This window comes from Paenibacillus sp. E194, assembly GCF_000935845.1.
Classification (GTDB): domain Bacteria; phylum Bacillota; class Bacilli; order Paenibacillales; family Paenibacillaceae; genus Paenibacillus_B; species Paenibacillus_B alvei_B.
The window spans coordinates 1-15,207 of sequence record NZ_JMDX01000150.1; the positions used below are offsets into that span (position 1 = coordinate 1).

At 46.9% G+C, this 15,207-nt stretch carries 14 protein-coding genes and 2 pseudogenes; all 16 read right to left on the minus strand.

Annotated elements, in window-relative coordinates:
• Positions 1 to 2,189 (minus strand): annotated as a pseudogene (locus AZ66_RS19150) (exonuclease domain-containing protein); the annotation flags it as partial.
• Between the two features lie 146 nt (positions 2,190 to 2,335).
• Positions 2,336 to 3,784 (minus strand): proline--tRNA ligase, encoded by a 1,449-nt coding sequence (gene proS, locus AZ66_RS19155; protein WP_021262435.1) that lies wholly within the window; start codon positions 3,782 to 3,784, stop codon positions 2,336 to 2,338.
• 74 nt (positions 3,785 to 3,858) lie between these two features.
• Entirely contained in the window at positions 3,859 to 5,136 is a 1,278-nt protein-coding gene (gene rseP, locus AZ66_RS19160; protein WP_044356294.1) for an RIP metalloprotease RseP, read from the minus strand.
• Positions 5,137 to 5,290: 154 nt separating this feature from the next.
• The gene (locus tag AZ66_RS19165; RefSeq protein WP_044356296.1) at positions 5,291 to 6,433 is read right to left on the minus strand and encodes a 1-deoxy-D-xylulose-5-phosphate reductoisomerase; all 1,143 of its coding nucleotides are present in this window, start codon (positions 6,431 to 6,433) and stop codon (positions 5,291 to 5,293) included.
• A gap of 78 nt (positions 6,434 to 6,511) precedes the next feature.
• Positions 6,512 to 7,312, minus strand: coding sequence for a phosphatidate cytidylyltransferase (locus AZ66_RS19170; RefSeq protein WP_021262438.1), 801 nt, complete (start codon positions 7,310 to 7,312; stop codon positions 6,512 to 6,514).
• Positions 7,313 to 7,330: 18 nt separating this feature from the next.
• On the minus strand, positions 7,331 to 8,098 hold the full coding sequence (locus tag AZ66_RS19175; protein ID WP_021262439.1) for an isoprenyl transferase: 768 nt from the start codon (positions 8,096 to 8,098) through the stop codon (positions 7,331 to 7,333).
• Between the two features lie 98 nt (positions 8,099 to 8,196).
• A complete protein-coding gene (frr, locus tag AZ66_RS19180; RefSeq protein WP_021262440.1) occupies positions 8,197 to 8,751 on the minus strand; it encodes a ribosome recycling factor in 555 nt (184 codons plus the stop codon).
• The gene (pyrH, locus tag AZ66_RS19185) at positions 8,751 to 9,479 is read right to left on the minus strand and encodes a UMP kinase (protein ID WP_021262441.1); all 729 of its coding nucleotides are present in this window, start codon (positions 9,477 to 9,479) and stop codon (positions 8,751 to 8,753) included. The genes frr and pyrH overlap by 1 nt, the downstream gene beginning before the upstream one ends.
• Before the next feature lie 126 nt (positions 9,480 to 9,605).
• Positions 9,606 to 10,259: a translation elongation factor Ts gene (gene tsf, locus AZ66_RS19190; protein ID WP_021256524.1), complete on the minus strand. Its 654-nt coding sequence runs from the start codon at positions 10,257 to 10,259 to the stop codon at positions 9,606 to 9,608.
• 143 nt (positions 10,260 to 10,402) lie between these two features.
• A complete protein-coding gene (gene rpsB, locus AZ66_RS19195; protein ID WP_021256525.1) occupies positions 10,403 to 11,101 on the minus strand; it encodes a 30S ribosomal protein S2 in 699 nt (232 codons plus the stop codon).
• Between the two features lie 191 nt (positions 11,102 to 11,292).
• Positions 11,293 to 11,481: a hypothetical protein gene (locus AZ66_RS19200; RefSeq protein WP_044356297.1), complete on the minus strand. Its 189-nt coding sequence runs from the start codon at positions 11,479 to 11,481 to the stop codon at positions 11,293 to 11,295.
• Positions 11,474 to 12,145 (minus strand): DUF6115 domain-containing protein, encoded by a 672-nt coding sequence (locus AZ66_RS19205; RefSeq protein ID WP_021262443.1) that lies wholly within the window; start codon positions 12,143 to 12,145, stop codon positions 11,474 to 11,476. The genes AZ66_RS19200 and AZ66_RS19205 overlap by 8 nt, the downstream gene beginning before the upstream one ends.
• An 81-nt stretch (positions 12,146 to 12,226) precedes the next feature.
• Positions 12,227 to 12,559: a hypothetical protein gene (locus AZ66_RS19210; protein ID WP_021262444.1), complete on the minus strand. Its 333-nt coding sequence runs from the start codon at positions 12,557 to 12,559 to the stop codon at positions 12,227 to 12,229.
• A gap of 38 nt (positions 12,560 to 12,597) precedes the next feature.
• Positions 12,598 to 14,003, minus strand: a pseudogene (locus tag AZ66_RS19215) (DUF342 domain-containing protein).
• Between the two features lie 64 nt (positions 14,004 to 14,067).
• Positions 14,068 to 14,853, minus strand: a complete 786-nt coding sequence (locus tag AZ66_RS19220; RefSeq protein WP_021256530.1) for a FliA/WhiG family RNA polymerase sigma factor — start codon at positions 14,851 to 14,853, stop codon at positions 14,068 to 14,070.
• Between the two features lie 15 nt (positions 14,854 to 14,868).
• On the minus strand, positions 14,869 to 15,207 hold a 339-nt coding region (locus tag AZ66_RS31975; RefSeq protein ID WP_044356298.1), incomplete at its 5' end, for a hypothetical protein.

A 15,207-nucleotide genomic window follows, 5' to 3' on the forward strand; every position in this document is an offset into this window, starting at 1 on the left:
CTGCTTTTCGCCAATCTGAACGATTTTGCGAATGGCGCCTTCAATCTCGGCCGTCGATCCAACTAAACCCTTCTCTACCAAATGCATATACATTGTCAAAGGCTGAATTTCAAGGACGTCATAAAACTCTGCTACTTGCTCGGCTTCCTCCACCGACTTGTTAAGTACGGTCTCGAAGAATTCGCCCTTCTCACAGCCGGACATAATGAGCAAGCCTTCGCGCATCCCCACCAGCTTACTCTTCGGAATGCAGGCTACCCGCTTGAAATATTCTGTATGAGACATTGACACAAGCTTATACAGATTTTTCTTACCTACTGCATTAAGCGCATAAATGCCACAGTGAAATGGACGAGCATTTTGTAGGTTCTGACCTACATAATCATTCATGCGTTCCAGCGTCTCGATTCCGATAAGCTGCTGAGCGTCCTGAAGTAGTCCCGTAAGAATGCCGCCAAGTGCAATCGTATCGTCAATCGCACGGTGATGGTTCTCAAGTGATACTTTATATTTTGCTGCCAACGTATTGAGTCGGTGATTTTTGAGTGTCGGATGGAGCAAACGCGCTAGCTCCAAGGTATCGAGTACCGGATTCATCACATCTGGCAGATTCATTAGCTTCAAGTTATGCTGGATAAAGCCAATATCGAATCTCGCGTTATGCGCAACAAGGATGGTATCTTGCGCAAATTCCACGAACTTCGGAAGCACTTCTTCGATATCTGGTGCATCAGCTACCATTTCATCCGTTATATTAGTAAGCTGTTGAATGTTATAAGGAATACGCACATGCGGATTGACGAAAGTGCTGTAGCGATCAATTTCTTTGCCTTCTTGCATTTTGACAGCTGCAATCTCGATGATTTTATTGTTGGTTACAGACAAACCGGTTGTCTCAATATCGAATACAGTATAGATGGCATCTTTCACTGGACGATTGTCCGCATTCAGAACAACCTCCATATTGTCATTCACGACATTCGCTTCTATGCCATAAAGCATTTTAATGTCATTTTCTTGGCTGCCTTCGCTGCCTCTGGGTAACACTGCACGTTGCCGTGATCCGTTACCGCGATCGCCTTATGTCCCCACTTCGCCGCCTGCTTCACGTAATCGCTGATGGACGTAACTGCATCCATTGCACTCATCGTAGAATGAAGATGGAATTCCACGCGCTTCTCCTCAGCAGTATCCTTGCGTTCTGCAGGTGCCTTCACTTCATTCAGATCATTTGGCATCATGACAAGCTCAGGGATCTGCATGAAGCGATCGTACTCAACACGTCCACGAGCTTTGAGCCATTGACCATTCGAGATGAGGCTCAGCATTTTAACGTCTTCCTTCGTCTTCGCGAACATTTTCATCGCCATCGAGTCAGAAAAATCAGTCAGGTTGAATGTGAATAAGGTACTGCCATTGCGAAGTTCCTTCATCTCAACGCCAAATACCGCACCTTGAATCGTGACACGCTTCTCTTCATCCTGTACATTCATGATTGGAGTCGGCTCATCCTTAATGTCGTATCCGACATGCAGACGCTCTGGTGCTTCTCCTTCTTCTTCCTCAACTTCACGTGCTGATTCTTCCATCATTTGCTGAATAACTTGGCGTTCTTCCTCCATCAGCTTCTGCTGAAATGCTTCATAGGCTTCCGTATCATGGCTGCCCTGCTGCATCGTTACACGAAATGTGCGGGTAAAATACGTCTCAAAGAACGTCGTGCAATATTTATCAATCTGCTTCTTCTTCGCCAACTCCAAGGATGTCGCATCCGGCAATGAAAGCTTGATCAAATCCTTCTCAACATCGTACTGTCCTTTATGCAGCCAACCGTTAACTGAAGCAACCTCTCGCTTGACCCATTCCAAGAACAAACTCCAATAGGCATCTACGATCTCCTTATTTTGGAGCTGCTCTTCATAGTGGAATATGATCTTAATCTTGGCAATGTGGGACAGCTTGTCCTGCACACGTAGGCAAAACGTACGGTAAGCTTCTGCCGGAACGACAGTCGACTTGCCTATATAAATCGTCCACTCCTTATTGGAGCGGCTGCACTCCACCCTATCAATCCATCCATCATGAAAAAAGCTATCTAACAGTTCAACAGGAACTTCCGCCTGTCTCATCAAAACTTCAAATCGCTTCCGTTTATCTGTCATATAGACTGAAGCACCTCCCAACCCCATACTGCTGCCGTACCTATTGGCAAAGTGGCAGTGTGTGAACAAAGAGAAGCCCCCCTCAATCGAGCCATCGTCCGGTGTTCCGTTGGATGTTCCAATGATGGAAGCTTCCCTTCATTGCGCCCCTGCTTCGAGGAGCATGTATCTAATTAATACGCTCGTGCAAATACGACCGTATGCTTGGCATCTTCTCCGCAGACAAGACACTTCGTCTTCGTCGTTTGCGGTTCGAATGGAATGTTGCGGCTTGTTGCACCTGTCTCATCCTTAACATGCTTCTCGCATGCGTCCGATCCACACCAGCCAGCAAGTGTAAATCCACGCTTTTCTTCCATTTGCACCTTCATCTCGTCAATCGTCTCTACCGAGTAGAAGTGCTCATCACGGAAGGAACGTGCACGCTCGAACATTTCTTGATGGACGTCTGCCAACATGCGATTCACTTCTTCAACCAAATCGGCCTGCTGTACAATGCGCTTCTCGCCTGTTACGCGGGATACTAACACGCAAACGCCATTCTCCATATCACGAGGGCCAATTTCGAGACGAACAGGAATGCCGCGCATTTCATATTCATTGAATTTCCAACCTGGACTAATATCAGAGCGATCATCCATGCGAACACGTACGCCTGCTTGCTTCAATTCACTGAATAACTCGTTAGCTCGTCCCACAACTTGCTCGCGCATCTTCGCTGGCCCGATTGGAATCATAATAACCTGTGTAGGAGCTACCTTCGGAGGCAATACAAGACCTCTGTCATCACCGTGCACCATAATCATGGAACCGATCAGGCGGGTGCTGACCCCCCATGAAGTAGTATGAACAAATTCCTGTTCATTCTCACGCCCCAAGAATTTAATATCAAAAGCAACCGCAAAATTCGTTCCCAAATAATGCGATGTTCCGGCTTGAACGGCTCTGCCGTCTTTCATCATCGCTTCAATGGAGAACGTATCTACTGCGCCGGCAAATTTCTCAGAAGGAGTCTTCTGACCCTCAATGACCGGAATTGCGAGATAATCTTCCACAAATTCACGATATGTTTTCAACATGAGCATCGTTTCTTCGCGTGCTTCCTGCTCAGTCTCGTGCGCAGTATGGCCTTCCTGCCACAAGAACTCACTTGTACGCAAGAACGGCAATGTGCGCTTCTCCCAACGAACAACGTTCGCCCATTGGTTAATCAACACAGGCAAGTCACGGTACGATTGAATCCATTTGGAGTACATATGGCCAATCATTGTCTCGGATGTCGGACGAATCGCCAGCTTCTCCTCTAATTGTTCGCCGCCGGCTTCGGTTACCCAAGGCAGCTCAGGATTGAAGCCTTCAACGTGTTCTTTTTCCTTCTGGAAAAAGCTCTCTGGTATGAACATTGGGAAGTAAGCATTACGATGGCCAGTAGCCTTGAAGCGGCGATCCAGCTCGTCACGAATATGTTCCCAAATTTCGTAGCCATCTGGGCGGAACACGATACATCCCCGGACTGGAGAATAATCCATCAAATCCGCCTTCTTAATCACATCAATATACCAACGGGAGAAGTCCTCCTGCTGTGGGGTAATCTCCGTAACAAACTGCTTCTCTTTCGACATAACGGTATACGTTCCTCCCGATAAACACGGTTATTCGTATTCTAGTATAAATGAAATGAACCGTGATATAAATGTTAACCTTTAACCAATCGTAATATATCATTGTAGGTTACAGCAAGCATCAATAGCATAAGCATTGCAAAACCTACAAAATGAACCATGCTCTCCCTGCTTGGATCAACAGGCTTACCTCTGACAGCTTCCAACCCAAGGAATACGAGACGGCTTCCGTCCAACGCCGGGATTGGAAGCAAATTAAAGATCCCCAAATACAAGCTCAAAATCGCCGTCCATAATGTAAGCTGTTCGATCCCTTTCTTCGCAATCTGTCCTGTTACTTCGAACGTCCGAACAGGACCGCCCAAGTCGTCCAGTTTAAATTGACCAAAGATAAGCATGCGGAATCCTTCAAAAATCTTCTCCGTCGTATTCACCATTGATGTTGAGGCGAACGACAGCGTCTCACCGAATGAAGCCGTTCGTGTTGGCAGTACCGGTACGATACCAACCTTGCCGCCTTCTTGACCTTCCACCTTCTGCGGAGTCAATGTCGTAGTGAAGCGTTCTTCACCACGCGCAATAAGGAATGTCATCGGCTTGCCTTCAGAGTCAGCAATCAGCTTAATTAACATGTCACGGTCGCCGCCAATTTGCTTGCCGTTCACTTCCTCGATAATATCTCCTTTTTGCAGTTGTGCCTGCGCAGCAGGAAGTCCTGGTGATACGTCTCCAATCTTCACAGACGTCGGGTTCTCGACCGGAACACCGGAAATGGATACCGATACGCCGAACAAAATAAAAGCGAGCACAAAGTTCATAAAAGGACCTGCAAAAATAGCTAGCGCCCGCTGGCCCACTGTCTTGCTGCCAAACTGACGATCATGAGGCGCGATCTGAATTTCGTCGCCCTTCACAATCATTTTGGCTTGCGGGTGAATGTCGTACGTAACTTCTTCATCCTCAACATCCAGCGTCAGCTTCAACGTATGCTCCAGATCAATTGTCTTCACTTCGCCACGCACTACCTGCTTGCGCATGTCTAATTGATCCAGATACAGCTTCGTCACCTTGTTATCACTGGACACACGTATCGCTATCGTCTGCCCTGGACTGACCTCTACAATTTCAGGGTCTTCGCCTGCCATCCGTACAAAGCCGCCCACCGGCAATAGCCGGAGTGTATATTTGGTTTCCCCATGAGTATAGGAAAATACTTTCGGTCCAAATCCGATAGCGAACTCTCTTACGAGAATCCCCGCCCGTTTAGCGAAAATAAAATGTCCCCATTCATGAATCGTTACGATAACGAAAAAGACGAGCACGGTTAAAAATACGATTTGCACCATCTGCACTGCGTAGAATCCTCCTTTGTGTGCGTGTTCAATCGTCCTAGCACAACCCTAGGCTTCAAGAACGGCCCAATAACAATCGGACAGCGGTTTGTCTATATAGATTATCATTATTCTCCAATCCCGCACAAGAGAATCCATATCTAGTGAATGGCGATTAAAAAATGGACAGAGCCTCTGCACGCGTGCGCATATCTGTCTCCTGAATGGCTTCCAAGGACGGATGCGGAATCGCAGTATGTTTCGATATTAACGTGCTCACGATACGTTCAATATCCAAGAAGGAAATTTCACCGCGCAGGAATCTCGCTACAGCCACTTCGTTCGCCGCATTAAACACGGTAGTAGCTGTACCTCCTGTTCTGCCGCACTCATAAGCATAACGAACCATAGGGAATCTCTCTGTATCCATTTCACGGAAATGAAGCTTCGCCACCTCAGCTAAATTAAGCGAAGCCGATGTATTCGGAAGTCTTTCCGGATACGCCAATGCGTACTGGATAGGTACTCGCATATCAGGAACCCCCAATTGCGCAATAATGCTTCCATCCAAATATTCGACAAAAGAATGAATAATACTTTCAGGATGGATAAGTACATGAATTTGATCATAAGGCAAATCGAACAGCCAGCGAGCTTCAATCACTTCAAGCCCTTTATTAGCCATTGTTGCCGAATCGATCGTCACCTTCGCGCCCATAGACCAATTCGGATGCTTAAGTGCATCCTCAACGGTAACATTCGCCAGCTCGTCCCTCGTACGATCGCGGAAGCTGCCGCCTGATGCTGTCAATGTAATGGCACGAACTCCGCGCATCGGCTCTCCATTCAAGCATTGGAAGATAGCGGAGTGCTCACTGTCAACTGGCATCAGCTTGACGCCTTTCGCTTGTGCACGTTCAGTTACCAAATGACCAGCTGTTACCAGCGTTTCTTTGTTCGCAATGGCGATCGTCTTGCCTTCATCGATAGCCGCAAGCGTTGACTTCAGACCGACACTTCCTACAACAGCTGTAACGACAGTATCGGCGTCAGTACCTGCTGCCACTTCGACCAATCCATCTTCTCCATAATACAGTTCAACACCCTGGGGCAGTTGTTCCCGGAGGCGATCTGCTGCAGCCTTATCGTGAACCGATACAATGCCGGGCTTGAACTCTCGTATCTGCTCAAGCAGCAAAGTCGTATTGTTCCCAGCTGCTAACGCTTCTACCTTAAACTGCTCAGGATGCTGTCTGACGATGTCGAGTGTCTGTGTCCCGATGGAGCCGGTCGATCCAAGTATGGATATCCGCTTCATGACCTCACCTCTTCATCCTATTCATAGCTATATCTATTACATGATAACATCATCGCTGTTCTCCCGATGACGTTCAATTTACAACGTTAATAATCCGATCAAATGCACAAATGGAAATACGACAAGCCAACTGTCGCATCGATCCAGAACACCGCCATGCCCAGGCAGCAATGTACCTGAGTCCTTCACACCACGAACTCGCTTATATGCCGATTGAATCAAATCACCGAACTGACCGACAACAGCAGCAGATACCCCAATACCAAATGCAAGCGGTAAGCTAACAATATCCGGTCGTCCGACAGCAAATAATAGAGCCACAATAATTGATGTCAGTACACCGCCAATTGCTCCTTCAATCGTCTTATTAGGACTAATCGACGGCCAGAGCTTGTGCTTGCCGATCGCACGTCCGATGAAGTAAGCACCAATGTCTGATGACCAAATGGCTGCAAACAGCATAAGCGTCCAGAATAAGCCGTCAGCTCCCATTGAAGTACGCGTCAGCATCATATATTTGAAGCCAATGCCAATATAGAATGCTCCCAGCCACAACTGTGACACTGCTTCAATGGACACTTTGTTTTTGGATAATACGGTCACACCCAGCATCAGCAGCAGGCTGATCCATACAATAGCCTCCAATGACACATTCCATCCAATTGATAAGCTTGTCCACGGAATTGCAATCAAGGACATCGTTGCGTAGCCAATCAACGATGCCAGATCGAACGGTGATACATGATGCATTCGAGCAAATTCATAATAGCCTACAAAGGCAAGTGCGAGGAGCAGCAGTTCATATGGCAGACCGCCAATTATGCATAATGCGCCGAACAATAGTCCTGCTATAAGCCCTGTAACGATGCGCTGTTTCATATAGACTGTTCCTCCAACTTATTGTAATCCACCGTATCTTCGCGTTCTGCGCTGATACTCCATAACGGCCTCCATTAGATGTCGCTCAGTGAACTCTGGCCAGTAATCATTGGTGAACCACAATTCGCTGTACGCGATTTGCCAGAGCATGAAGTTACTTAATCTCATTTCTCCGCTTGTACGAATGAGCAGATCAGGATCAGGCAAGCTGCTGGATAAGAGATGATCGTGGATCATGCTCTCATCAATCGAATCAACTTCAATCTCACCTATTTTCACTTTACGTACAATATCACGAACACCTTCTACGATTTCACGCTGACTACCATAATTCAAAGCAAAATTCAAAATAAGTCCTGTATTGTGCTTCGTCTTTTCAATGGCTTCCTCAAGTGCCAAAATTGTATGTTTAGGCAATCGGTCACGATAGCCCATCATACGCACTTGGACATTTTTCTCAATCAATTCTTCGAGTTCGATCGCCAAAAATTCCTGTGGCAATTTCATGAGAAAATCGACTTCGTCCTTTGGGCGTTTCCAGTTTTCGGTCGAAAAAGCGTACATCGTAAGCACTTTTACGCCCATATCATTCGCTGCGATGGTTACGCGCTTAACGGCTTTCATTCCTGAATGGTGGCCGGCAACGCGCGGCAAGCCCCTTTTTTTAGCCCAGCGACCGTTGCCGTCCATAATGATCGCCACATGCTGTGGGATATTATCCGGCATCAGTTCCAGCTGCTTGTGGCCTCCACGCTGCTGTAACCATGTTTGGAATCGCTTAATCATTCGGTCTCCTCCAACCCGGTGATGAAAAAAAGACAATAAACCCCACCGTTCGGAGGGGCATGAAGAACAAAAAGAATAGGTTCTATCGTGTCTAACTTTTATACTTCCATAATTTCTTTTTCTTTAGCAACTAATACTTTATCAACTTCAGCGATGTATTTGTCAGTCGTCTTCTGGATATCTTCTTGATGACGACGGGACTCATCTTCTGAAATGTCCGTTTTCTCAAGCTTCTTGATGTCATCATTCGCATCACGACGAATGTTGCGGACAGCAACCTTCGCTTCTTCACCAAACTTCTTCGTGTGCTTCACGAGCTCTGCACGACGTTCTTCTGTCAACGGTGGAATCGCAAGACGAATCATTGATCCATCGTTAGCTGGAGTCAGTCCAAGATCTGACTTCAAAATTGCGCGCTCAATATCAGACAATGAGGATTTGTCCCAAGGCTGGATCATAAGCGTGCGCGGATCTGGCGTGCTGATGTTCGCCAATTGGTTAACCGGCGTCATCGCGCCATAGTATTCTACTTGAACACGATCAAGCAATGCAGGTGTTGCGCGTCCAGCGCGCAATGTTGCCAGTTCCCGTTTCAGAGCGGCAATCGCCTTTTCCATGCGTTCTTCTGCGTTTTTCTTCACTGCTTGTGGCACTAGTCTACACTCCCTTTTACAATCGTTCCAATCTTCTCGCCGAGCACGACGCGCTTGATATTGCCAGACTCCGTAATTGCAAATACAATAAGCGGAATGTTATTGTCCATGCACAGCGAGGATGCCGTTGAATCCATTACACCCAAGTTGCGGTTCAATACTTCCATATATGTCAATTGCTCAAACTTCTCAGCTGTCTCATCCTTGAATGGGTCAGCTGAGTATACACCATCGACTTTGTTCTTCGCCATCAAGATCACATCGGCTTCGATTTCAGCAGCACGAAGCGCAGCTGTCGTATCCGTCGAGAAGAATGGATTCCCGGTTCCTGCTGCAAAAATAACAACACGTCCCTTTTCCAAATGACGTATTGCACGACGGCGAATATATGGTTCTGCGATTTGTTGCATCGCAATCGAAGTTTGTACACGAGTCGGCACGCCAATTTGTTCGAGGGCATCCTGTAAGGCAAGCGAGTTCATAACCGTTGCAAGCATCCCCATGTAGTCTGCTGTTCCGCGGTCGATTCCTTTTTCACTTCCCGCAATACCGCGCCAAATGTTGCCGCCGCCGCAGACGATTGCGACCTCTACGCCAAGCTCTACAACTTCTTTCACTTGCTCGGCAATGGAGTTGATCATTTCGGATTCGATGCCGTATCCAGCTTGCCCGGACAACGACTCTCCGCTTACTTTAAGTACGATACGTTTATAAACCGGTTGTTTCAATGTATACCCTCCACTTTTCCATAACGGCCGCTAAAAAAGAAGGAACACGATGTGTTCCAACTTTTAAGCGCGTCTGTTGATTACGTAGTAGCCGCGTTCGAATGCTCTCTTTTCAAGAAGAAAAGATTACTTCAGGTTCGCTTGAGCCATAACTTCTTCAACAAAATTATCTTCTTTTTTCTCCAAGCCTTCACCAAGCTCGAAGCGAGCGAAGCGGCGGATAGAAATGTTTTCACCGATTGTTGCGATTTTTTCTTTCAACAACGTTTCGATTGTTTTGTCTGGGTCTTTAATGAAGGATTGCTCCATCAAGCAATACTCTTCATAGTATTTACCGATGCGGCCTTCAACCATTTTTTCAACGATTTTTTCAGGCTTGCCTTCGTTCAACGCTTGTGCTTTCAAGATTTCTTTTTCTTTCTCGATTTCCTCTTGAGAAACTTCTTCGCGACGAACATATTTTGGAGCAGTCGCTGCGATTTGCATAGCTACATCACGAGCGAAATCTTTGAAGTTGTCCGTTTTTGCTACGAAGTCTGTTTCGCAGTTGATTTCAACCAATACGCCGATACGTCCGCCAGCGTGGATGTAAGACTCAACCACACCTTCCGTTGCGATACGGTCGGATTTTTTCGCTGCTGCTGCAAGGCCTTTCTCACGAAGCAATTCAGCTGCTTTCGTCAAATCGCCGTTAGCCTCTTCCAATGCTTTTTTGCAATCCAGCATACCTGCGCCTGTTTTTTCGCGCAATTCTTTTACTGCACTCGCATTTACTGCCATGTCGTATTTCCCTCCATCAATAAATTGGCACCCACGTATATGTACGATTAACGGCACCGAACGTTATACAGCTTAAAAAAAGGGCGGCGAGAGGTGAACCACCTGCCAACCACCCTTTTGTTCATCTAATTAGTATTCCAAAATTACGCTGTTGTTTCTTCGCCTTGATGAGCTTCAACAATTGCGTCAGCCATCTTAGCAGTCAACAATTTAACTGCACGGATTGCATCGTCGTTACCAGGGATAACGTAGTCGATTTCGTCCGGATCACAGTTTGTATCAACGATACCTACGATTGGGATACCCAGTTTACGAGCTTCCGCAACTGCGATACGCTCTTTGCGTGGATCGATTACGAACAACGCGCTAGGCAAACCTTTCATATTTTTGATACCGCCCAAGAACTTCTCGAGACGATCTTTTTCTTTGCGAAGAATGATAACTTCTTTCTTAGGAAGAACTTCGAATGTTCCATCTTCTTCCATCGATTCGAGTAGCTTCAAGCGATCGATACGTTTTTGGATTGTTTCGAAGTTAGTCAATGTACCACCCAACCAACGTTGGTTGATAAAGTACATACCGCAACGCTCAGCTTCTTCCTTAACGGAATCTTGAGCTTGCTTTTTCGTACCTACGAACAAGATTGTTCCATTTTCTTCGCCGACGGATTTTACAAAATTGTAAGCTTCCTCGACCTTTTTCACTGTCTTTTGCAAGTCAATGATGTAAATACCGTTACGTTCTGTGAAGATATATCTGTCCATCTTCGGATTCCAACGACGTGTTTGGTGACCGAAGTGTACCCCAGCTTCCAAAAGCTGTTTCATGGAGATAACTGCCATCTTCACTACACCTCCTAATATGGTTATTTATCCTCCGCCAGTATCCTCTTTCATTGAGACTTCCCGCAGTCAACCCGACAGAAAGCACCCTCACTGAAATACACTGACGTGTGTTCTTAACACCGTCATTTAATATACCATAACGCCTACCCAGTTGCAACCACTTTATCCACTCTTCAGGCCAAGCTATTCTACTTGTTATTCGAACTCGCAGGCTGCTGCGATACAAGCTTATATCCAGCCTGCTCGGCAGCTCGACGAAGCTCCGTATCCGACATCGGTTCTATCGAACGCTGACCGATAAGACATAGCTGAAGAAGGAGACCCCCTAGCACAATTCCGGCGCCTAGTCCGATAAGAAAGCGGCGATCCTTAATCATGTGATCCCTCCTGCTGCCCCAATCGGATAATTAACTGGAGCTCACCAATTGGCATTCCCAGATGGTCTGCAATAGCCTGCTCTGTCCATCCATTCTGGAAGAGTCTGAAGATCTCTGCGTATCGTGTTTGAATGGGAGCGCTAGACTGTTCTTCATGAAGTTCTACATGATCATCAGCTTCATCTGCAGCATGAAGTTCTTCCTTACGAGTCGAGGCAGATCTATGTCCGCTCGGAACTGGTAACGATGCCATCTGCGAGGGAGCCGTCTCTTGTAATTCTGAGTCTTGCGTATTGGCTGCGCGCTGCAGAAGCTCCTGCTCGCGTTCAGACAGTGCGGAGGGATGACCTGCTTCTAATTCTGTATGTACAGGTTGTGCAGCTGCCTGCTCTAAGCTGCTCCATTTGCTCTCCCACGCTTGTTCAAGCTTGTCCATTCGCTTGCGCAGCGCCTCATCACGGTACTCTCCCTCTTGCTTCATCCGCTCAATGACTTTTAAGAGCTTCTCATTTTCTTCTTCAAGTTCTGCCATATAATGCTCAAGTGTTTCTTCCATATTACGTCGTATTTCTGTGGTGTCCATTGTCGCTTGAGTGCGTGGACGAAGCATTCCAATGACAGCGATGACACCACCTAACAGCACAATGTAGATCCAAGGTTCCATGTATGCACCTCCTTATGTTGTCACGCTTCCTAAATGCAAGCGCCGCGATCCTCACGTTATGCGGGAACCCGGCGCCACCATTTAACACATGAAATCGATATGCTTTCCTTTGAATGGATGTTGAGCCGGAACCATGACTTGCTCAGTTTCATCTTGTTTTTGCTCCGAATGGTTGTTATCGCTTCCATCCCGTTCCGCATGGTTCCCACCTTCATGATGTTGATTGCGAATTCGAGCATCCTGTGATGACTCCACCTGTGCATTTCGTTCCCGCGACTTTTCCATCAACCTTTGGGCTTGGTCGTTCAGTATCGCTTGTTCTGTTACAGGACGCTGTTGCTGTTGATGCTGCAATGTCGATGACTCTTGCGTTCGTGGTATCGCGATTTGCATTTCTACAGGCTTCCAATTCATCGAATCACCCCGGTTAGGCTAATGTCCTTCACCTTAACTTAACGGTAAGTTGTCATCATGATATCGCCGTCAACGATCCGGAAGGAAATACGCTGTGCCATGTCTTTGATGAAACGAACACTGCGGCCAATAACCAGCTTAGCTCCACCGTATATCGTATGAGACACATCTATGGAAGACACAGCTGTTTCCTCAAGCAACTTCTCAATCTCCAGCATACGCTCTCGCATTTCAGTCTGCTCTCCAACAAGTTTCTTTTTCGTAGAATTCAGCTTAATGCGCATGCCAAGCTTCTCCCCTGTCAACTGTCCAGTAGCGGCAAGCTGATCGAGTATGCGAAGTGCCTTTTCGGTTTTTCTACGTTCTCAATATTATATTTAAGCTTTGTCCGTAAATCCGTCAATTCATTGCGCAAATCCGGCAGCACCCCTACTTCAATTACGGTAGCCGTGGACATCGTATTGCCAATTGTACGTGCAATCACTCGTTCACCTGCTTGCACAATCCCGCCCACAATAAGTCCCTTGGTTCCTTGGCATACAACCCGCTTGCCTGCTCGAATATTGGAGTGCATAATACTCTGCGATACATTGACTTCAGTGCCCGCAACGACGGTGGCCTCCTGAATGAACGAACATTTCACATGGGTTCCGGCCTTGACCATCCCTTTATTGCCGGCAATAATGCCTCCGCTTACCTCAATGCAGCCTTCTGCAGTAAGCGTTGCACCTTCCACGCCGCCATAAACGCGAATATCTCCTGAAGCTTTCACAGTAAAGCCTGTCAGCACATTGCCGCGAATGACAATCGTACCAACAAAATCAATATTACCAGTGCGGTAGTCCACATCTCCGTTTACTTCATATACAGGGAACACACTGATTCGTTCCGGCTCAATTCGGGATATGAGGCCGTCGATCGCCGAATAAAGCGCATTTTCTGCCTCATCTAGAACGACATTCTTCCCTTGCTTGAATCGTGCTTCACGCCCAGTGATGGCCTTCATCTCCTCACCAAGAACGGACATACCGGATATCCCTTCTTGGCTCGGAATTCGCTTGGCTATCATTTGACCCTTCTTCACATTGTCCAACTGCTTCACTTCACGGAAATTAACCGTTCCGTCTTCCCGTTCAGCTGGCTTGGACTCCTTCCCGTTCTGCGGAAGCAGAAGTTCTATTCGACCATCTACACCGTGTACGGGTGCTTTTCCATGAGCGACCATCGTTGCACCTCGAGCAAAATTGTTCGGATTCGCAGCGATATCCTTCAATACCTGAGACTGTACTCCATATCGAATGCCGTAGGAGCGCAACAATACGTCCAGCTCTTCAATCGTACATGTGAGCCCTTCAACAGCCTTCTTAAAATGGAGATGCGCCTGCATCTTATCTTCAGATATGGTTACTTCCAAATACTCTTCCAATGCCAATGTCATACTCACGAAAAACCCCCCTTTCTTTTTCTCTTTATTCAGCGTAGTTTCTTCTCAACTATTCCGTATCCCATCAATTTTCCATCAGCATTGGCTTCTGCTTCTCCAATACGGTTCGAAGTCTCAGTATCGCCTTAGAGTGCAGCTGCGAAATTCGAGATGGTGATAGTGACATCACTTCCGCTATCTCACTTAGTGACAAATCCTCATAATAGAACAAGGAGATCACTGTTCTCTCTTTATCGGTTAATTTATCAATTCCTTGAACAAGTGCTTCCTTTAAATAGTACTCATTTACCTTATACTCCGGATTCTTCGCCGTCTCATCGATAAGAAGCGATATTCGCGTCTCAGAGTCGTCCTCACGAATCGGATCTTCCAATGAACAAATCGACATGATCGATACGTCTTGAAGCATCCCTTGGAAATCCTTCTCACTGACTTGTAAATAGGAGCTCATCTCTTCATCCGTGACTGTACGCAAGTATTGCTGCTCCAATTGCTGATAAGCCTCTTCAATTTTCTTTGCCTTCTCTCTCACCGACCGAGGTACCCAATCTCCAGAACGCAATCCGTCTAGGATGGCTCCACGTACCCGCCATGAGGCATAGGTTTCAAATTGCAGCCCTCTGTGGTAATCGAATTTCTCAACAGCATCTATCAGGCCAATCACACCATGGCTTGCCAGATCGTCCTTACTTACATTACGAGGCAGACCTGCAGCAAGTCGATTCGATACGAAGTCGACGATCGATAGATGATTTTCTATCAATTGCCGCTTCGCATCCTGATCACCATGATCCTTCCAGCGTTCCCACAATCCCTCTTGCGAGCCAGGTTGTAATTTCTGTACGCTCACCGACAGTCAACCTCCTTACTTTTGTACGAAGTGACGAACAGCCTGTGCCAATTCCTCCGCATCTGGTTGCGCTTTGGTCACGAGCTTGGGTGGTTGCAGCGGTTGGAACGAGCCGCCTTCATCTTCTACCGGATTTGACTTCGAATCTGCACCGTTCGGCCGTAGTAAATCTCGAAGAACATCCTCTTCATCCGGAGTTGTCATGTCCAACATCGTCCCTGCGTTTGGATTCTTAGATGCGCCGACTTCAGGCTGTTTGCCTTCATGGTCTGAAAGCAGCACGCCCAAGGCAAATCTGACCCCATATGCGAGTCCGAACCATATTACAAACGCAATAATTGCTCGGAGCAGACT